The 19223-nt window shown below is 66.3% G+C and carries 21 protein-coding genes; 12 read left to right on the top strand and 9 right to left on the bottom strand.

Annotated elements, in window-relative coordinates; translation table 11 throughout:
* Positions 1-38: 38 nt before the first annotated feature.
* The 3 genes from yghU to CFE50_RS11160 form a co-directional block, all read right to left on the bottom strand.
* Positions 39-872, bottom strand: coding sequence for a glutathione-dependent disulfide-bond oxidoreductase (gene yghU / locus CFE50_RS11150; RefSeq protein ID WP_108581409.1), 834 nt, complete (start codon positions 870-872; stop codon positions 39-41).
* Between the two features lie 185 nt (positions 873-1057).
* On the bottom strand, positions 1058-1960 hold the full coding sequence (locus CFE50_RS11155; RefSeq protein WP_027596884.1) for an AraC family transcriptional regulator: 903 nt from the start codon (positions 1958-1960) through the stop codon (positions 1058-1060).
* A gap of 66 nt (positions 1961-2026) precedes the next feature.
* A complete protein-coding gene (locus tag CFE50_RS11160) occupies positions 2027-3121 on the bottom strand; it encodes a GNAT family N-acetyltransferase/peptidase C39 family protein (RefSeq protein WP_286733526.1) in 1095 nt (364 codons plus the stop codon).
* 139 nt (positions 3122-3260) lie between these two features.
* Here CFE50_RS11160 and CFE50_RS11165 point away from each other — a divergent pair, with 139 nt between their 5' ends.
* Positions 3261-4754: a RimK family ATP-grasp domain-containing protein gene (locus CFE50_RS11165; RefSeq protein ID WP_286733527.1), complete on the top strand. Its 1494-nt coding sequence runs from the start codon at positions 3261-3263 to the stop codon at positions 4752-4754.
* 57 nt (positions 4755-4811) lie between these two features.
* Here the strand turns inward: CFE50_RS11165 and CFE50_RS11170 are convergent, their stop codons facing one another.
* Complete coding sequence (locus tag CFE50_RS11170; RefSeq protein WP_007159125.1) at positions 4812-5009, bottom strand: SEC-C metal-binding domain-containing protein; 198 nt, start codon at positions 5007-5009, stop codon at positions 4812-4814.
* 1 nt (position 5010) lies between these two features.
* The gene (locus tag CFE50_RS11175) at positions 5011-5493 is read right to left on the bottom strand and encodes an LEA/WHy family protein (protein ID WP_027596881.1); all 483 of its coding nucleotides are present in this window, start codon (positions 5491-5493) and stop codon (positions 5011-5013) included.
* 169 nt (positions 5494-5662) lie between these two features.
* Here CFE50_RS11175 and CFE50_RS11180 point away from each other — a divergent pair, with 169 nt between their 5' ends.
* Positions 5663-6229, top strand: coding sequence for a hypothetical protein (locus CFE50_RS11180; RefSeq protein ID WP_108581410.1), 567 nt, complete (start codon positions 5663-5665; stop codon positions 6227-6229).
* 12 nt (positions 6230-6241) lie between these two features.
* Here CFE50_RS11180 and CFE50_RS11185 read toward each other — a convergent pair whose 3' ends face one another.
* On the bottom strand, positions 6242-6706 hold the full coding sequence (locus CFE50_RS11185) for a YchJ family protein (RefSeq protein ID WP_286733530.1): 465 nt from the start codon (positions 6704-6706) through the stop codon (positions 6242-6244).
* 10 nt (positions 6707-6716) lie between these two features.
* Positions 6717-7214: a DUF6231 family protein gene (locus tag CFE50_RS11190; protein ID WP_115946106.1), complete on the bottom strand. Its 498-nt coding sequence runs from the start codon at positions 7212-7214 to the stop codon at positions 6717-6719.
* Between the two features lie 136 nt (positions 7215-7350).
* On the opposite strand from CFE50_RS11190, the gene CFE50_RS11195 reads away from it, so the two are divergent.
* The 4 genes from CFE50_RS11195 (at position 7351) to CFE50_RS11210 (ending at position 11923) form a co-directional block, all read left to right on the top strand.
* Positions 7351-8010, top strand: coding sequence for a PA1041 family peptidoglycan-binding anchor lipoprotein (locus CFE50_RS11195; RefSeq protein WP_007159120.1), 660 nt, complete (start codon positions 7351-7353; stop codon positions 8008-8010).
* Between the two features lie 90 nt (positions 8011-8100).
* Positions 8101-8361, top strand: a complete 261-nt coding sequence (locus CFE50_RS11200) for a DUF1145 domain-containing protein (RefSeq protein ID WP_007159119.1) — start codon at positions 8101-8103, stop codon at positions 8359-8361.
* A gap of 135 nt (positions 8362-8496) precedes the next feature.
* Positions 8497-10641 (top strand): ATP-dependent DNA helicase DinG, encoded by a 2145-nt coding sequence (gene dinG / locus CFE50_RS11205; protein WP_286733534.1) that lies wholly within the window; start codon positions 8497-8499, stop codon positions 10639-10641.
* Positions 10642-10777: 136 nt separating this feature from the next.
* Positions 10778-11923 carry an EstA family serine hydrolase gene (locus CFE50_RS11210; RefSeq protein ID WP_027596873.1) on the top strand — a complete coding sequence of 382 codons (1146 nt, stop codon included), beginning with the start codon at positions 10778-10780 and terminating at the stop codon, positions 11921-11923.
* An 18-nt stretch (positions 11924-11941) separates the two neighbouring features.
* Here the strand turns inward: CFE50_RS11210 and CFE50_RS11215 are convergent, their stop codons facing one another.
* Positions 11942-12535: an NYN domain-containing protein gene (locus CFE50_RS11215; RefSeq protein ID WP_286733536.1), complete on the bottom strand. Its 594-nt coding sequence runs from the start codon at positions 12533-12535 to the stop codon at positions 11942-11944.
* 254 nt (positions 12536-12789) lie between these two features.
* Entirely contained in the window at positions 12790-13095 is a 306-nt protein-coding gene (locus CFE50_RS11220) for a hypothetical protein (RefSeq protein ID WP_286733538.1), read from the bottom strand.
* Positions 13096-13517: 422 nt separating this feature from the next.
* Here CFE50_RS11220 and CFE50_RS11225 point away from each other — a divergent pair, with 422 nt between their 5' ends.
* From CFE50_RS11225 to astA, 6 genes are all read left to right on the top strand, one after another.
* Positions 13518-14363, top strand: coding sequence for an OmpA family protein (locus tag CFE50_RS11225; RefSeq protein WP_286733540.1), 846 nt, complete (start codon positions 13518-13520; stop codon positions 14361-14363).
* A gap of 80 nt (positions 14364-14443) precedes the next feature.
* Positions 14444-15091: a pyridoxamine 5'-phosphate oxidase gene (pdxH, locus tag CFE50_RS11230; RefSeq protein ID WP_144946073.1), complete on the top strand. Its 648-nt coding sequence runs from the start codon at positions 14444-14446 to the stop codon at positions 15089-15091.
* Positions 15092-15232: 141 nt separating this feature from the next.
* On the top strand, positions 15233-15697 hold the full coding sequence (locus CFE50_RS11235) for an outer membrane lipoprotein (RefSeq protein ID WP_007159112.1): 465 nt from the start codon (positions 15233-15235) through the stop codon (positions 15695-15697).
* Positions 15698-15882: 185 nt separating this feature from the next.
* Positions 15883-17103 (top strand): aspartate aminotransferase family protein, encoded by a 1221-nt coding sequence (locus CFE50_RS11240; protein ID WP_286733544.1) that lies wholly within the window; start codon positions 15883-15885, stop codon positions 17101-17103.
* 62 nt (positions 17104-17165) lie between these two features.
* Positions 17166-18185, top strand: a complete 1020-nt coding sequence (aruF, locus tag CFE50_RS11245; protein ID WP_241809158.1) for an arginine/ornithine succinyltransferase subunit alpha — start codon at positions 17166-17168, stop codon at positions 18183-18185.
* Between the two features lie 26 nt (positions 18186-18211).
* Positions 18212-19219 (top strand): arginine N-succinyltransferase, encoded by a 1008-nt coding sequence (astA, locus tag CFE50_RS11250; protein ID WP_241809157.1) that lies wholly within the window; start codon positions 18212-18214, stop codon positions 19217-19219.
* The last annotated feature ends 4 nt before the right edge of the window (positions 19220-19223 follow it).

The raw sequence follows: 19223 nt of genomic DNA on the forward strand, positions 1-19223 counted from the left end.
GGCGGCGGAGACATGCCGCCGCCGTCCGCTCTGCCGGATCAGGTGAAATCGCTGGCCGAATGCCGCTCGGCCAGTTGCTCGCCCGGCTCACCCCAGGTGCGATTGACACGCCGACCGCGCTGCACCGCCGGCCGGGCGGCGATGGCCTGGGCCCAGCGCTGCACGTGGCTGTAGTCCTGCACGGAGAGGAATTCCGCGGCGTTGTACAACTGCCCCAGCACCAGGTTGCCGTACCAGCTCCAGATGGCGATGTCGGCGATGCCGTACTCCTCGCCGGCCACATAGCTGCGCTCGGCCAGCAGGCGATCGAGCACATCGAGTTGGCGCTTGGCTTCCATGGCATAGCGGTTGATGGGGTATTCGAGCTTTTCCGGCGCATAGGCATAGAAATGCCCGAAGCCGCCACCCAGGAAGGGCGCCGAGCCCATCTGCCAGAACAGCCAGTTCAGCGTCTCGGTGCGACCAGCGTGATCCTTCGGGATGAAGGCGCCAAAGCTGTCGGCGAGATAGAGCAGGATGGCACCGGACTCGAAGACGCGCAGCGGCTCGGCGCCGCGGCGATCCACCAGGGCCGGGATCTTGGAGTTGGGGTTGATCTCGACGAAGCCGCTGGAAAATTGCTCGCCTTCGCTGATGCGGATCAGCCAGGCGTCGTATTCGGCGTCGGCATGACCAGCCGCCAGCAGCTCTTCCAGCAGGATGGTCACCTTCATGCCGTTGGGCGTGCCCAGGGAATACAGCTGGAAGGGATGCTCGCCGACCGGCAGTTCCTTGTCGTGGGTCGGTCCGGCGATGGGACGGTTGATGCTGGCGAAGTTGCCGCCGGAGGTGGTGGGGGTCCAGACGCGTGGGGGGGTATAGGATTCGGTCATGGTGGCACTGGCCTCAGTCGGCAAGGGGTGGTAGTTCGATCATAACCGAACTTTGCGTCCGGTCTGTTCAATGGCTCGCAAGCTGGCGATAAACCCTGTCTCGCATTCACACGACAGCAGGGCTCAAGGGCGGCTGCTGATCACAGACCTGCTCGACGCCGCAGGACCGAGACGCGACAGGTCGTTCAGGCGTTCTGCTCGGTCAGCCGCTGTACCGTCAGGGTGCGGTACTGACGTGGGGTCATGCCCTTGAGTTGGTGGAAGCGTCGATTGAAGTTGGAGATGTTGTTGAAGCCGGCCTCGAAGCAGATGTCGGTGACCGGCATGCTGCTGTGGGAGAGCATCTCGCAGGCCTTGCTGATGCGCAGGCTGTTGACGAATTCGACGAAGGTGCGACCGGTGGCCTGGCGGAAGAAGCGCGAGAAATAGGTCGGCGTCATGCCCAGGTGCTCGGCCACTTCCTCCTGGGTGAAGTCACGCTGGTAGTGATCGAAGATGAAATTCAGCGCCCGGTTGGTGCGATCCACCGCCTGCTCGCTGGCCGTGGCCGGCTCGACGCTGCCGGACAGCAGCTGATAGCGCTCCGAGGTGGCCAGTGCCTCCATCAGCACCAGGAAATGGCCGAGGCGGGTGGCGCCACCGCTTTCCGAAATCTGCTGCAGCAAGGCCTCGGCGCGGGCGATCAGCTGCGGATCCTGGAATTCGATGCCGTAACGGGCGCGCTCCAGTAGCGGCGCCAGGCCGCTGAGTTCGGGAAACACCGCCGTGGCATTGTCCACCGTCTCGTTGGTGAAGTTGACCAGCATGTCGCGCTTGGCCACCACCTCACCCTCGGCGACGCGGCTGATCCAGTTGTGCGGCAGGTGCGGACCGGTGAGGAACAGGCTGCCGGGATAGAAGTTGCCGATGTAGTCGCCGATGAAGGCGGTCCCCGAGCTGGCCACGATCAGGTGCAGCTCGTATTCCTTGTGGAAATGCCAGCGCACCAGCGGGCAGGGAAAACCATGCTCCCGGTAGATCACCGAGTGACCGCTGAGGTCCTCCATCAATTCGTAGGAGGGATTGCGCTTGCGCAAGGACTGACTCATGGACCGCCCCGTCGTTCTTGTTGGCCCTGATCCTGGCCCTGTTCGACGTCCGTCGCAACCCCGGGTTCAGCCGGTGCGCAGGATCACCGCCGCGCGCAGCTTGCCGCGGCCGAAGCGACTCATCTTGTCGAACTCGGCGTGGGACACGGGGATGTGCTGGCAATCCAGTTCGCGGCGATGCTGGCTGTGATCGACATCGGGATCGTGCAGGTAGACGAAGTCCTCGTCGCAGTCGGTGACCAGCACCCAGTGCGGCCCCTTGGCCTTGGTCAGGCGGAAGGAGCTGATCAGCACCAGCGGAAAGGCGCCCTGGTTGACCCAGTGGGCAATGTCCAGGCGCGTCCGGTAGAGGCGCTCGATGGGCGATTGCTTGACCTCGGCGCTGAAGTCCTCGTGCACCAGGCGCATCACCTCCTTCTTTTCCTCGCTGCGTACGCCGTCGAGAAACAGGGGCCCCCGGGTATTGACCTGCAACGTGACCTTGAAGCCCCTGCGCAGCGCGGCCAGGGCCAGGCCGTGGGGGCCGCAGCCGCCATGGCCCGCGGTCATGTAGATGGTGGTGGCCTCGCGCCACAGCCGCAGTTCCTCGCGCCGTTCCAGCGGACGACCGGGCTGCAGGGCGCCCATGGCCATCAGCAGGCTGGCCGGACCGCAGGTGAAATCGGTGGTCTGGCGATAGAAGGGCACCGGGCGGGCCTGGCCTTCGCGCGGCTGGCGGATACGCTTCTCGAAGCGCAGCGCCTGGCTATGGTCTTCGTAGTAGTCCTCCACCGTGGCGAAGGGCAGATAGCCGTTGCGCTCGTAAAGGGCGATGGCGGCGGCGTTGTCCGGCCGGACCTCCAGGCGCAGGTAGGCGCAATCGCGCTCCACCGCCTCGGCTTCGGCGGCGTCCAGCAGGCGCTGGCCCAGGCGATGGCCGCGGGCCTTGGGATCGACGGCGATGGAATAGAGCCGCGCCAGCGAGGTGTTCTGGTGGAACAGCACCAGGGCGTAGCCCGCCACCTGGCGGTCATTTTCCGCCAGGATCAGGACCGCGTTCGCACGGGTGAGCATGTAGTGGAAATTGCGCCGGGAAAGGCGGTCATAGCTGAAGCAGCGGGCTTCCAGATCGACCAGCGCCGCCAGATCGTCCAGCCCGGCGGGCCTGAGCATGAAACTCATCGCGAAGGATTCTCCTGGAGCAGAGCGGGCAGCCTGGCATGGTTAAGCAACGGTTAATAGCACCCGCGTTACAACAGTTGGAGTGGTCCGGCGGCATCCGGGTTTCCGCCGGGACCACGCCCCGCAACCAGGAGGTCCAGTGAGCAAGCTGTATATCGTCGTGGAACGCAAGGAAGACTGGTCGTCCTACTATCCCAGCGAAGACGTCATCACCGCCCAGGAATACCTGGAGCAATCCAACGAACAGGACAATGGCAAGCGCGTGCAGGTGATCAACCTGTGCCGCAGCCAGAAGTACCTCGGCCACGGCTACTACTGCTCGCTGCTCGCCGAAGCCCGCGGGCACAAGGTCATCCCCTCGGTGCGCACCATCAGCGAACTGGCGCGCAAGTCCCTCTACGGCCTGGCGCTGGAGGACCTGGACAAGCTGCTGACCAAGGCGCTGGCCGGTCATCCCTATGGCAGCGCCGATGGCTTCACCCTCACGCTCTACTTCGGCAACACCGACATCGCACCCCTGCAGGACCTGGCGCGTCAGGTGTTCGAAGCCTTTCCCTGTCCGCTGCTGCTGGTGGAATTCCGCCGCGACCGCGCCGGCTGGCACATCGGCGGCCTCAAGCTGGGCAGCATCCACAAGCTGCACGAGCAGCAGGAAGACCTCTTCGCCAACGCCCTCGACGGCTTCAGTCGCCGCGTCTGGCTCAAGCCGGGGCGCCGCGAGAAGTACCGCTTCGACCTGGCCATCCTGCACGACCCCAAGGAAGCCTTTCCGCCGTCCGATGCCAGGGCACTGAAGAACTTCGTGCGCGTCGGCAAGCACCTGGGGCTGGACGTGGAGCTGATCGAAAAGAAGGATTACGCGCGGCTGGGCGAATTCGATGCCCTGTTCATCCGCGAGACCACCGCCATCGACCACCACACCTATCGTTTCGCCAAGAAGGCCGAAAGCGAGGGGCTAGTGGTGATGGACGATCCACGCTCGATCCTGAGATGCACCAACAAGGTCTATCTGGCCGACCTGCTGCGCGCCCACAAGCTGGACATGCCGGCGACCGAGATCCTCTACAAGGACAATCCCGGCCAGCTCGAAGGCCTCGGCGAGCGCCTGGGCTTTCCGCTGGTGCTGAAGATTCCCGATGGCTCCTTTTCCCGTGGCGTCATCAAGGTCGAGGATGCCGCGCAACTGCGCAAGGCCAGCGCCGAGTTGTTCGAGCGTTCGGTGCTGCTCTTGGCCCAGGAGTTCTTCTACACCGAATACGACTGGCGCATCGGCGTGCTCAACCAGGAGCCGATCTTTGCCTGCCAGTACTTCATGTCCAAGGGGCACTGGCAGATCTACGACCACAGCGCCAGCGCCACCGAGGTCAGTGGCGATTTCCGCACCCTGGCGGTGCAGGACGCGCCCCATGCGGTGGTCGAGCTGGCGGTACGCACCGCCAACCTGATCGGCGATGGTCTCTATGGCGTGGATCTGAAGCAGGCGGGCGACAAGCTGGCGGTGATCGAGGTCAACGACAACCCCAACATCGATTGCGGGGTGGAGGATCTGGTGCTCAAGGACGATCTCTACGCCCTGGTGCTGGAGGAATTCATTCGGCGGCTGGAGTCGCAGCGCGGCGGACAGCCCTGGTAACGCGCCAGGGTCGCGGAGCGGGTGAGGGCAGGGCCTCACCCGTCGCTCAAAGCGCGATCAGGCGCCGTGGCACTTCTTGAATTTCTTCTCGCTGCCGCATGGGCAGGGATCGTTGCGACCCACTTCCTTCAGCGGATTGCGCACCGGCTCCTGGGCCGGGCCATGGTTGCAGTGCGGGCCGTGCACATGGTGGGCATGGCCGTGATCGTGGTCATGGTCGTGATTGCAATCGGGACCGTGGACATGTTGGTTCATCTCATAACTCCGGGATGTAGGCGCCAGGCACGAACTGCCCCTGGCGAGAAAAATGGACGCTGCGCCCGAACAGCCAGCCGGTCTTCACCCGACCGCGCAGCCGATAGTTGATCGGCTGGTTGGGGTCTTCCAGCATGCGACCGACGTCCTTCACGTAGCGCCACAGATTGGTCTGCACCGGCACCGAGAAGCTGCGCTGACCGTTGGCCGGCACCGACGAATGCAGGTTGGCGGTCCCCTGGGACAGCAGCAGATCGTTCAGGTAGACGGTATAGGCCAGGCTGCGCACGGGCAAGGCGCTGTCGTTGGGATTCTGAACGCGGAAGTGCAGCACGAAGTCCTGGCTCCACAGCCGGGCGCGGATCAGCTCCACGCCGGTCAGTTCGACCTGGGGCTCCTCATAGTTGCGCCCGATGTAGGTACAACCGCCAAGGCTGCTCAGCAAAACGCCGAGCAGGGTGATGAACAAGGCCTGGCGAAGCATGCGGCACTCCCGTTTTCTGCGCAGTTTAACAAGCACCGATTGCTGCACAAGTCGGGGCCGCTTCGGCACAGGCTAACAAAAAAACGCCTGGGCCAGGCGACCATGCGGACTGGACCCCTCCGGCGCGACGTTGCATCCTGCAGCTCTTGCCGTGACCGAGGAGGTCGTCATGTCCGCCGTGCTCTATGAAATCGCCTTCCAGGGCGAGCTGGTCGCTGGCGCCGATGCGCAGCAGACCCGACAGAATCTGATGCGTCTGTTTCAGGCGGATGAACAGCGCATCGCCGTGCTCTTTTCCGGTCGTCGCATGATCATCAAGAATCGCCTCGACGCCGCCACCGCCGAGCGCTATCGCGCCACCCTGGCCCAGGCCGGGGCACGGGTCGAGGTGGCGCCCATGGCCGAGACGGTCGAGCCGGCTGCCGCACCCGTCGAGCCGCGGGAACCGACCCCGGCCACCACGGCGACCGCCACGCCACCGTCCGCGGAGCGCGGATCCCTGTCGGTCGCGCCGCGCGATGCCGTGATGGCGGCCTTCGTCGATGTCCAGGCACCGGATTTCGGCCTGGCACCGGTGGGCGCCGATCTCCAGGACGAGGCCGCACCGGTGGCGCCGCCGCGGGTCGATCTGTCGCACCTGAGTCTGGCGCCGGTGGGCAGCGACCTGGGCCCGGCCTCCGAGCCGCTACCCGTGGCGGTCCCGGATACCGATCACCTGACGCTGGTCAGGGAGTGAGCACGGCCGGCGTTACAGGAAGCCGGCGCAGCACTTCTTGAACTTGGCGCCGCTGCCGCACAGGCAGGCGTCGTTGCGACCCGGCAGCGGGCGTACGGTCGGATCGAGAAAGTACCAGCGCCCCTCGCGCTGGACGAAGCCCGAGCGCTCTTCATGGCGATGGGCGCCGCGGCCATCCTCCCAGCGCGCCACGAAGCTGACCCTTGCATGGTCAGGATCGCCTGGCTCGGGGCGATGCTCCAGCACCTGCAACCCCTGCCAGCGACTGCCCAGACTCCAGGCCGTCAGGGCTTCCCTGTCCAGCTGCCCCTGCTGCGCAGGCACCGTGGTGGCCACCAGATAGTCGATCAAGCCCAGCACATAGGCGCTGTAGCGCGAACGCATCAGGCGCTCGGCATCGGGCGCCGGGGTGCCGGCATGAAAGACGCCGCAACAGTCGCTGAGCGGACGATCCGAGCCACAGGGGCAGGGGGCCATGGGTTGCATCTCACCACCAGTACTTGCCGAAATTCTGCGGGTTGGCCCAGAACTTGGCATTGAGCCAGTCCGGGACCTGCTTGTAGTCGTGCAGATCATAGCTGAACAGGGTGACCACCTGACCGTCGCGGGCGAAGCGCTCGCTGGCCTGCAGGGCCAGGGCATAGAAATCCGTCAGCTGCCATTCGCTGGCGGCCAGGTCCACCAGCACCGCCAGGCGCGAGGTATTGAGGTTGCGTAGGCCGCCGAGCAATTCGCGCCCCTGGCGCAGCGGCAGATGTTCCAGGCAGTCGGCGACGATCACCAGATCGTAGCGTTCGGCCAGTAGGCTGGGGTCGCTCAAAGGCACCGAGGCTTGCACCAGCTGGCAGTGCGGATGGGCCTCGGTATAGGCCGCGAGCGCTGGCAGCGGTTCGCGTGCCACACAGAGCAGACGCCTGGGCTGATGATGCTCGAGCAGGCTTGCCAGAGCCTGTTGCGGGGTACGGGACGAGAATATGTTTGCCATTAAGGGAACCCTAATCAAATCGCGATTGACTAAGCAACCAGCGTTGTCAAGATGTGTACGCCACCATTAGTCTGACAGCGCCATAAAACGAAAGACGAGCACAACTCGCGGTACCTGGTCTATAGGAGACCCCTTCATGAGCAAGAGCATCGCAAGGACAGCTTTACCCCTCATCCTGGCAAGCACCGTGCTGGCTGGTTGTGCGGGCGGCGTACAGAAATCCGATTGGCCGGTCTGCGCTGCGGTCGGCGCGCTGGTCGGCGGTGCGGCCGGCGCTACCCAGAGCGGTAACGTCGCCGGCATGGCGGCCCTGGGCATAGGTACCACCGCCGGCGCCTATTGCTGGGTGCATGGCAAGGGCAACGAACAGGTCGCCCGCATGGAGCCCGCTCCGGCCCCGGCTCCGGCGCCCGCACCGGCTCCCGCACCGGCCCCGCTGCCGAAGCAGGAAGTGATCACCGCCCGTGATCTGCACTTCGCCTTCGACTCCGCCGCCATCGATGCTCAAGACCGGGCTCAGCTGGACGGCATCGCCGGTCGTCTGCGTGGCGAAGCCGCCAGCACCCGTCTGTCTATCACCGGCCACACCGACAGCAAGGGTACCGACGCCTACAACCAGCGTCTGTCCGAGCGTCGCGCCAAGTCGGTCAGCAACTACCTGATCCAGGCCGGTGTGCCGGCAGCCAGCATCGTCTCCGTGAAGGGCATGGGCGAGCGTCAGCCGATCGCCACCAACGAGACCGCTGAAGGTCGCGCCACCAACCGCCGCGTCGAAATCCAGATCGACCGCGAGTGATGCATCGGCGGCGGACCCTGGTCCGCCGCCTTTACTTTTTCCGGCTCCAGGCGTTATGGTCCGATCCATCTCGTCCTCCTGCTGGAATCCATGAAAACCCTGTCCCTTACCGGCAAAGTTCTTCTCCTGCTGTTCTGGCTCGCCGCAGCCGCCGCCATCGCTCTGCCTCTCGCTCGTCCTTTCCCCCAATTGCTCGCCCTGGTGGCCCTGGCCCTGCTGCTCCTGCATCTGGGTGAAGTCTTCGCCAGTCGTCGTGCCCTGCGCCTGCGTCGCCATCCCTGGCTCGACCGCCTGAGCCTGCTGATCTTTGGCGCCTTTCATCGGCTGCCGCCGCAGCTGCCGGTGGCCTGAGCGGCCTGCGACCTCAACGTCGGGCGCATCCTGACGACAGGCGCGTTATCATAGCGCCCAAGATCCATTACTGTAGATGCATACAGCGCTCGTCCGCCGGACGTGGCGCTGCTTTGCCATCGCCCGGAACCAGGCATGCTCAGCACCGAACTCAAGACCCAGATCCAGGGCGCCTACACGCGTTTCCTCGAAGCCAAGTCGCTCAAGCCACGCTATGGCCAGCGACTGATGATCGCGGAGACCGCCAAGGGCCTGGGTGCCATCGCCCAGGACGAGGAGGGGCATCGCGAAGGCGAGCCCGCCGTGGTGGCGGTGGAGGCGGGCACCGGGACCGGCAAGACCGTGGCCTATGCCCTGGCCGCCATTCCCGCGGCCAAGGCGGCCGGCAAGCGCCTGGTGATCGCCACGGCGACGGTGGCGCTGCAGGAGCAGATCGTGCACAAGGATCTGCCGGACATCCTGCGCAACAGCGGCCTGTCCTTCAGCTTCGCCCTGGCCAAGGGGCGGGGGCGCTATCTGTGCCTGTCCAAGCTGGACATGCTGCTACAGGAGGGCCAGGCGCAGAACGCCACTGCCCAGCTGTTCGCCGAGGATGGCTTCAAGATCGATGTGGACGAGGCGTCCAACGAACTGTTCGGCAAGATGATCGAGCGCCTGGCCGGCAATCGCTGGGACGGCGATCGCGACAGCTGGCCGGAAGCCATCGAGGACGTCCAGTGGTCGCGCATCACCACCGATCATAGCCAGTGCACCAATCGCCATTGCCCGAATTTCCAGCAGTGCGCCTTCTATCGGGCCCGCGAAGGCATGACCAAGGTCGATGTCATCGTCACCAACCATGACCTGGTGCTGGCCGACCTGGCCTTGGGCGGCGGCGCCATCCTGCCCGATCCCCGCGATACCCTCTATGTGTTCGACGAAGGCCACCACCTGCCGGACAAGGCCATCGGCCACTTCGCCCATTTCACCCGGCTGAGATCCACCGCCGAGTGGCTGGAGCAGATCGCCAAGAACCTTACCAAGCTTCTTGCCCAGCACCCTCTGCCGGGCGATCTCGGCCGGCTGGTGGAGCAGGTGCCGGAACTGGCGCGGGAGATCCGCACCCAGCAGCAATTCATGTTTACCGCCTGCGAGGCCCTGGCGGATTTCCGGGCCGGCGAGGACATGGAAGGCCGCGAGCGGCCGCGGCACAGATTCGTCGGCGGGGTGATTCCCGAAGACCTGCGCGAGATGGGCATCGAGCTGAAGAAAGGCTTCGCCAAGCTCACCGATCTCTTCACCCGCCTGACCGAGATGCTCAAGCAGGCCATGGATGGCGAATCCAGCATCGGCCTGGCCAGCTACCAGGCCGAGGAGTGGTATCCGCTGTTCGGCAGTCTGCTGGCGCGTTCCCAGGGCAATTGGGAGTTGTGGGCGGCCTTTACCTGCGAGGATCCGGAAGACAGCCCGCCCATGGCGCGCTGGATGACCCTCGCCGAAACGGGTTCGCTGTACGACATCGAGGTCAACGCCAGCCCCATCCTCGCCGCGGAGATGCTGCGCCGCCACCTGTGGAACGTCGCCTATGGCGCCCTGGTGACCTCGGCGACCCTGACCGCCCTGGGCACCTTCGACCGCTTTCGCATGAGATCCGGACTGCCGCGCTCGGCGGCCACCGCGGTGGTGCCCAGTCCGTTCCGCCATGCCGAGGCCGGGGTGCTGCGGGTGCCGGATCTCAAGGCCGATCCGCGCAACGCCGCCGAGCACACCGCGGCCATCGTCCGCGAACTGCCGGCGATGCTCGACGGCGCGCGTGGCGCCCTGGTGCTGTTTTCCTCGCGGCGGCAGATGCAGGACGTCTTCGATGGCCTGGAGCGCGACTGGCGCAAGCGGGTGCTGATCCAGGGCAACCTGTCCAAGCAGGAGACCCTGAACAAGCATAGGAAGCGCGTCGACGACGGCGAGGCCAGCGTACTGTTCGGCCTGGCCAGCTTTGCCGAGGGGGTCGACCTGCCCGGCGCCTATTGCGAGCACGTGGTCATCGCCAAGATTCCCTTCGCCGTGCCCGACGATCCGGTGGAAGCCGCCCTCGCCGAGTGGATCGAGGCGCGCGGCGGCAATCCCTTCATGGAGATCGCCGTGCCCGACGCCTCATTGCGACTGATCCAGGCCTGTGGCCGGCTGCTGCGCACCGAGCAGGACAGCGGCACCATCTCGCTGTTGGATCGCCGCCTGGTGACCCAGCGCTACGGCAAGGCCATCCTCAATGCGCTGCCGCCGTTCCGGCGGGAGATCCAGTAATTCGTGGCCATGGCGGTCCGCCGATGCGGCCGCTCCTACAGGTAACCCTAACCGTAGGAGCGGCCCATGGCCGCGATGGATGCCGAACCCATGCGTCTGAGTTATCGGTAAACACCTAATACCCCCAGGAGCCCCCATGACCGTCCACGGCTATCACGACCTGAGATTCGAATCCGTCCGCGAAGCCTTCGCCGAATTGCTCGCGGCCGGCCAGACCCGCGGCGCGGCGCTGTGCGTCCAGGTCGGCGGTGAAACGGTGCTGGATCTCTGGGGCGGCATGGCCGACAAGGACGGTCAGACGCCCTGGCACACCGATACCCTGCTCAATCTGTTCTCCTGCACCAAGGCCTTCACCACGGTGGCGGCGCTGCAGCTGGTGGAGGAGGGCAAGCTGGCCCTCGATGCGCCGGTCGCCGAACGCTGGCCGGAGTTCGCCGCCGCCGGCAAGGCCGACATCACCCTGCGGCAGCTGCTCAGCCACAGATCCGGCGTTTCCGCCTTGCGCGAACGCCTGGCTGGGGATGCCCTGTACGACTGGGACACCATGACTGCCGCGGTCGCCGCCGAGGCTCCCTGGTGGACGCCTGGCACCGCCCATGGCTATGCGCCCATCACCTTTGGCTGGCTGCTCGGCGAGCTGATCCGGCGCGCTGATGGCCGTAGCCCGGGCGAGGCCATCGTCGGCCGTACCGCCGGGCGCCTGGACCTGGATTTCCATATCGGCCTGCCGGCCAGCGAAGACGAACGCGTCGCCCATATCGTGCGTGGAAAAGGCGTGCTGGGCGACGCCGCCGCGCAGCGCCTGCTCAAGACGACCATGAGCGATCCGGCGGCGCTGCCGACCCTGGCCTTTGGCAATCCGTCCGGGGTGCTCACCAGCACCAACAAGGCGGAGTGGCGCCGCTTCCAGCAGCCGGCCGCTAACGGCCATGGCCATGCGCGTAGCCTGGCGGGCTTCTATGCCGGTCTGCTGGCCGGCGATCTGCTGGAATGGGAGACGCTTAGCGAGGCCCTGGTGGAGCACAGCCAGGGCGAGGACCGCACCCTGCTCACGCCGACCCGCTTCGGCCTTGGCTTCATGCTCGACCAGCCCGACCAGGCCAATGCCACCTACGGCTTAGGCCCCCAGGCCTTTGGCCATCCGGGGGCGGGCGGTTCGACCGGCTTCGCCGATCCGGAGCGCGAGGTGGCCTTTGGCTTCGTCACCAACACCCTCGGCCCCTATGTACTGATGGATCCGCGCGCCCAGGCCCTGGCGCGCGCGGTGGGGGAGTGCCTGTAAGGACCTCGCGACGGGCGGCTAGCGGGCGATGGCCGCCTCGATGTCCTTGAATTCGATCACCCGGACATAGGGCGCGATCTCGCCGCTGATGGAGAAGTGCGCGCCGATCACCGTGACTTCGACCCCTTCGTTTTCCACCAGGTACTGCACCACCTCGTGAAAATCGCCGTCGCCCGCGACCAGGTACAGCTTCTTCCAGCCGCGCTTGGCATGGGAGCGCATCAGGTTGAAGGCCAGGCCGACATCGACGCCCTTCTGGCTCTTGGTGGTGTACTGCTCGCCGGTCACCGGATGCAGGATCGGGCCGCCGCCTGCCGAGGCCGGCCATTCGTGGGCCTTGCTCTGCAGCCAGTAGAGCTTGACCCTGAGACCGGCGCCCTTGGGTGGGGCCGAGCTGAGAAACTTGTTGAAGTTGGTCTGGGCGACGGTGGGCGGATCGCTGTCGCAGTTAAAGTAGTAGGCGTCACCTATGGGTTCGCCCGCATCCTCTTCGATGAAGAGTCGCAGTTTGAGATAGTCGAATTTGGCGCCGTATACCGAACCATTCCAGGCGCTCAGGGCGTAGGCGCCGTCGACAAACCAAGCGACGCCCGTTCGAGTTGTAGTAGCCATCGTATTGCTGGGACCAGGTTTTCTACCGTTGATGGGCGCACACCCGCACGCGGGATACGCGGTGCCTATTGTGGGCTTAATTCCCGGTTTGCGCCTCTGCTAACGAGCAGGAATTCCAAGGGCCGCGTGCCAGAGCGCCCGCAGGGGTGAAGGCGTCGCTCCGGGCGACGAGAGGCGACCATCCATTCGGTACGGGTGTCTTGCCAGGCCGCTGGCAGCAGTTTTAACGCAAAGGCCGGCTGGCACTGGCGGAGTCAGGTCGCCTTGCTGTCGCGCCCGTCGTTGGCATGGGCGGCATCGACGATCAGCGCCGGCTGCAGCAACCGGATGCGCGGCGCCACGTGGTAGGCACCGTCATCGTTATGTCGCAGGTACAGCCGCTGGCAGCCCAGGCACCGCCACAGCGTGCTCTGGTTGCAGGGATAGAAGCGCGGTGCGATCGGGGCGGTGCTTGCCCAGTAGTGAGTGCCCGCGGGGTGATACTCCGCAAGGGTCGACTCCTCGGGCGCGTGGCGCGCCAGGGTGCCGACGCGGGCAAAATCCGCTTCCCGATAGCCCACCGGCCAGGCGGTCCATCCCGACAGGTCGCGCTGCTGGCAGCGGCACGCCTGGGTGATGGCTGCAGCGGTGGCGGCCAGTGCCTTCAGGGTCGCGACATCGATGAAGTCTTTCAGGCTCTAGCCTCCTGCTGGTCGGGCGACCTTGCGCCCACGGCGCTCGGCTGACGAGTGACCCGGCAGCACCCGCTCGGGCACCTTGTTAGAGCTGACGACGGGAGCGCGCCGGGCCGTCCGGATCTGGTCGGGTCTGGGCCGCAGACACGCCACTGGTCGGCGGACACGCAAATTTCGTGACTCCACCGCTTTGCCCAGCGTAGGTTTGCGGCCACAATCTCGAAACTACTTTAAGTTCACTCGTGCCGCCGGCTCTGGCCGGGGCATTGATTCACTCTGTCCTCCGGCTCGCCGATGGGAAACTTTGCATGAAGCTGATCAAATCCACCACCCTCATTCTCTGCATGGGCGTATCCGCCTGCAGCTCCTTCCAGGGCACTGGCGACCAGGCCGCCGCCCCCGCCAAGCCGGGCAATGCCCAGGCCAGCACCGCGACCAGTGGCAGCCACTGGTGGTGGCCGTTCGGCGGCAGCGACAAGGCGGCCGAGCCGGTCAAGCCGGTGGCCAAGGCCGCCGAGCCCAAGGCCGAAGCCAAGGTCGCGGCGAAGGCGCCGGCGGCCAAGCCGGAGCAGGCCACTGCTGCGGGCGAGAAGGGCGGTCACTGGTGGTGGCCCTTCGGCAGCGAAGACGTGAAGCCCGTCGCCAAGGCGGAAGTCCTCAAGCCGGTACCGGTCAAGGTCAGCAAGGCCTGGCTGGACGAGCACGAGCAGAAGCTGCGCGTCGCCGTGGCCGGCAGCAACGTCAAGGTCGAGCGTCGCGACGATGCCCTGGTGCTGGTGACCCCGGTGGACGGCTCCTTCAACCCGGATCGCGCCGAGATGCTGCTGCCGGTGATGCTCGGCCCGCTGTCGCGGTCGGCCAAGTCGGTGAGCGTGGATGAAGACAGCGCCGTGATCGTGCTCGGCTTCAGCGACAGCACCGGTGCCGCCGCGCTCAACTACAAGATCAGTCTGCAGCGCGCCCAGGCCGTGGCGGCGATCTTCCGTCTCAGTGGCTACAGCGGCAATCGCCTGATCGTGCGGGGTCTGGCGGCCGCCCATCCGCGTGCCGACAACACCACCGCCGCCGGCCGCGCCGCCAATCGCCGCGTCGAGGTGCTGATCCAGCCGCGCGCCACCGTGCTGGCCAGCCTGCAATCCCTGGCCGCGCGCTAGCGGCAAAGCTTGTCCTGAAGCAGGCGAGCGGGGCGGGACTTGGTTAAGCTAGGTCGACAACGACCTAGCAGGAGACCTCCATGTCACCGTCCCTCGCCGATATGCGTCGCGACTACACCCGCGACGGCCTGACCGAAGCCCAGGCACCCGCGGATCCCTATGCCCTGTTCGGGCAGTGGTTCGAAGAGGCGGTGCGCACCGAGCAGCCTCCCGTCGAAGCCAACGCCTGCTGGCTGGCCACCGTCGATGACGAGGGTCAGCCGCATTGCCGCGTGCTGCTGCTCAAGGGCGTCGATGCCCAGGGCTTCGTCTTCTACACCAACTACGACAGTGCCAAGGGCCAGCAGCTGGCCAGGCAACCCCGGGCGGCCATGACCTTCTTCTGGCCGGCGCTGGAGCGCCAGGTGCGCATCGAGGGTTGGGTGGAGCAGGTCTCTACCGAGGAATCCGACGCCTACTACCGGGTCCGCCCGCTGGGCAGTCGCCTGGGTGCCTGGGCCTCGCCGCAAAGCCAGGTCATCGCCGATCGTCACGAGTTGGAGCAGCGCCTGGCCGCCGTGCAGCAGCGCTTCGCCGACGGTGAGCCGAGCCGCCCGCCGTTCTGGGGTGGTTATCGTCTGAGGCCGCAACGCATCGAATTCTGGCAGGGCCGCTCCAGCCGCCTCCATGACCGGCTGGACTACCGGCGCGTGGAAGGCGAGTGGCAGCGCCAGCGCCTGGCACCTTAAGGCGTTAAGGCGTTCGCAAGGTACCGGCGTTACAGTCGCCGGAAACCTCCCCGGACGCCCTGGGTCAAGGATAATAGCGATCTGCGCCGCTACCGCTGCCCGGTACGGCCAGTGTCTTTCAACTGCCCTTGGAGTTGCCCCATGAACAGAGTCCTTCAGCTCGCCGCCTCCCTGACCGCCGTCGCCCTGCTGGCCGGCTGCGCCTCCGATCAGTCCGGCGACGTCTATTCGCGCGATGAGGCGCGGCAGGTGCAGACGGTCCGTACCGGCACCATCACCGCCCTGCGCCCGGTCACCATCGAGGGCACCAAGTCGCCGGTGGGCGCCGGGGCCGGTGCCGTGGTCGGTGGCATTGGCGGCAGCGCCATCGGCGGCGGTCGTGGCAGCTTCGTCACCGCCATCATCGGTGCGGTGGCCGGTGGCCTGCTGGGTGCCGCCACCGAAGAAGGCTTCACCAAGGCCAACGGGGTCGAGATCACCGTGAAGGAAGACGACGGCGGCTCCCGCGCCTACGTGCAGGCGGTCAACAAGGGCGAGATCTTCCGCGTGGGCGAGCGGGTGCGCATCCTGACCGTCAACGGCACCAGCCGCGTCGCGCCCAACTGATCTGCCGGACGTACCCGAAGGTACGTCCATGCCCTTCCAGAACGGGCGTCCGAATCGCTAGACTGCGAATCGGACGCCCGTTTGCGTTTTCGCCCGTAAATAGTTGTCGCCTGGGCGCAATGCCGCGCCTGGAGGCCGTCCTACAATCCCCCTCAGTCACCGCCGTGATCGGCAGGAGAACCCCGATGTCCGCTTCTCAACCCAACGTGCAACGCGCCGCCTTCGATGAGGTGATGGTCCCGACCTACGCCCCTGCCGCGTTCATTCCGGTGCGAGGAGAGGGCTCCCGCGTCTGGGACCAGGCCGAGCGCGAATACGTCGATTTCGCCGGCGGCATCGCCGTCAGCGCCCTGGGCCATGGCCATCCCGCACTGATCAACGCCCTGACCGAGCAGGCCGGCAAGCTCTGGCACGTCTCCAACATCTACACCAACGAGCCTGCCCTGCGCCTGGCGCGCAAGCTGGTGGACCATACCTTCGCCGACCGGGTGTTCTTCGCCAATTCCGGCGCCGAAGCCAACGAGGCGGCCTGCAAGCTGGCCCGTCGCTATGGTCATGACGTCAGCGGCGGCAGCCGTTACGAGATCGTCGCCGCCACCAACAGCTTCCACGGCCGGACCCTGTTCACCGTCAGCGTCGGCGGTCAGCCCAAGTATTCCGATGGCTTCGGTCCCAAGATCGAAGGCATCCGCCACGTGCCCTACAACGACCTGGCCGCCCTCGAAGCGGTGGTCTCGGACAAGACCTGCGCGGTCATCCTCGAACCCATCCAGGGCGAGGGCGGCGTGCTGCCGGCCGACCAGGCCTACCTGGAAGGCGCCCGTCGCCTGTGCGACGCCCATGGCGCCCTGCTGATCTTCGACGAGGTGCAGAGCGGGGTCGGTCGCAGCGGTCATCTCTACGCCTACCAGCACTATGGCGTGGTACCGGACATCCTCACCACCGCCAAGAGCATCGGCGGCGGCTTTCCGCTGGCGGCCATGCTCACCACCGAGAAGGTCGCCCAGCACTTCAGCGCCGGCGTGCACGGCAGCACCTATGGCGGCAACCCGCTGGGCTGCGCCGTGGGCGCCGCGTTGCTGGACATCGTCGCCACCCCGGAAACCCTGGCCGGTGTCGCTGCCCGTCACCAGCGCTTCGTCGCCGGTCTGGAGCAGCTCAATGCCCGCTATGGCCTGTTCCAGCAGATCCGTGGCCTGGGCCTGCTGATCGGCGCCGTGCTCAACGACAACTGGAAGGGGCGCGCCAAGGACATCGTCACCGCCGCCAACGAAGAGGGTCTGATGATCCTGCAGGCCGGTCCCGACGTGCTGCGTCTGGCGCCGAGCCTGATCATCTCCGAGACCGATATCGACGAAGGCCTGGCCCGCCTGGATCGCGCCCTGGCGCGCCTCACCCAAGGCTAATCTCCGGACGCGGGACGCGTACCGCTGGCATCCAGGGATGGATCCGTACACAAGGAGTTCTCATGCTGGTAATGCGCCCTGCGCGCGCGGCGGATCTGCCCCTGGTCCAGCGGCTCGCCGCGGATAGCCCGGTTGGCGTCACCTCGCTGCCCGACAACCCCGAGCGGTTGCGCGACAAGATTCGCACCTCGGAGTCGTCGCTGGCGGCCGAGGTGGGCTTTCATGGCGAGGAGAGCTATTTCTTCGTGCTCGAAGACACCACCAGCGGCGAGCTGCTGGGCTGTTCGGCCATCGTCGCCTCGGCCGGTTTCTCCGAGCCCTTCTACAGCTTTCGCAACGAGACCTTCATCCACGCCTCGCGCGAGCTGAAAATCCACAACAAGGTGCATGTGCTGTCGCTCTGTCACGACCTGACCGGCAACAGCGTGCTGAGCAGCTTCTATGTCCAGCGCCCGCTGCTCGACACCCCCCACGCCGAACTCAACTCCCGTGCCCGCCTGCTGTTCATGGCCGCGCACCCGGCGCGCTTCGCCGAAACGGTGGTGGTGGAAATCGTCGGGCTGGCGGACGACGACGGCGAATCGCCGTTCTGGAACGGGGTAGGGCGCAACTTCTTCGACATGGACTACGCCGCCGCCGAGCGCCTGTCCGGGCAGAAGAGCCGCACCTTTCTCGCCGAACTGATGCCCACCTATCCGCTCTATGTGCCCCTGCTGCCCGACAGCGCCCAGGAGGCCATGGGGCAGGTGCACCCCCGCGCCCAGATCACCTTCGACATCCTCAGCCGCGAGGGCTTCGAGACCGACAACTACATCGACATCTTCGATGGCGGTCCGACCTTGCACGCCCGCACCACGGCCATCCGCTCCATCGCCGAGAGCCGCCTGGCGCCGGTGAGCGAAGGGGCCCCGGCCGGCGAGGAGGCGCCTTGGTTCCTGATCGCCAACGACGGCCTGGAAAACTTCCGGGCACTGGCCACGCCGCTGCGCTGGGCGCCTGGCGAGTCCGTCGTCCTTTCCCCCGAGCAGATCGCCACCCTGGAGATCGCCGAAGGCGACCGGGTTCGTCTGGTAGCGCTGTAGCCGACCCTAGCGTCTTTGGAGGTCCGATGATCGTCCGTCCCGTCACCCGTGCCGATGTGCCCGCGCTGCTGCAGCTGGCGCAGGCGGCCGGCGCCGGTCTCACCACCCTGCCAGCCAGCGAAGAACGCCTGGCGCAGCGGGTGGAAAATGCCGAGCGCAGCTTTCTGCGCCAGGCCGAATCCGCCGATGCGGATTATCTCTTCGCCCTGGAAGAAGACGGCGAGGTGATCGGCATCGCCGGGATCGCCGCCGCCCTGGGCCTGCGCGAGCCCTGGTACAACTACCGGGTCGGCCTGACGGTGAGCGCCTCGCGCGAACTGGACATCCACCGGCAGATCCCCACGCTGTTCCTGGCCAACGACATGACCGGCAGCTCCGAACTCTGCTCGCTGTTCCTGCGCGCGGATCGCCGCGGCGGCGCGGCCGGGCGCCTGCTGTCCAAGTCGCGCTTCCTGTTCATCGCCGAATTCCGCGAGCTGTTCGCCGAGCGCCTCATCGCCGAGTTGCGCGGCATGTCCGACGACCAAGGGCAGTCGCCGTTCTGGGAGGGTCTGGGCCGGCATTTCTTCAAGATGGAATTCTCCCAGGCGGACTATCTCACCGGCATCGGCAATCGCGGCTTCATCGCCGAGCTGATGCCGCGCTTCCCGCTCTATACCTGCTTCCTGTCGGCCGAAGCGCGCCAGGTGATCGGCAAGGTACACCCGGACACCGAAGCCGCTCGCCGCCTGCTGGAGGCCGAGGGCTTCAACTACCAGGGCTACGTCGACATCTTCGATGCCGGTCCGACCCTGGAAGCCGAGACCGCCAAGGTGCGCGCGATCCGCGACAGCCAGCGCCTGGTACTGGCGGTGGGCACGCCTGGCGATGACGCCGAGGTCTATCTGATCCACAACCGCAAGTGCCAGGACTGCCGCATCACCAGCGCCCGCGCCCGGCTGGCGTCCGGCACCCTGGTGGTCGATCTGGCTACTGCCCGCGCGTTGCGGCTGATGGCCGGCGCTCAGGTGCGCGCCGTGCGCCTGATGCCCTGAGGAG

Source organism: Pseudomonas sp. PGPPP4 (assembly GCF_002256045.1).
GTDB lineage: Bacteria > Pseudomonadota > Gammaproteobacteria > Pseudomonadales > Pseudomonadaceae > Chryseomonas > Chryseomonas oryzihabitans.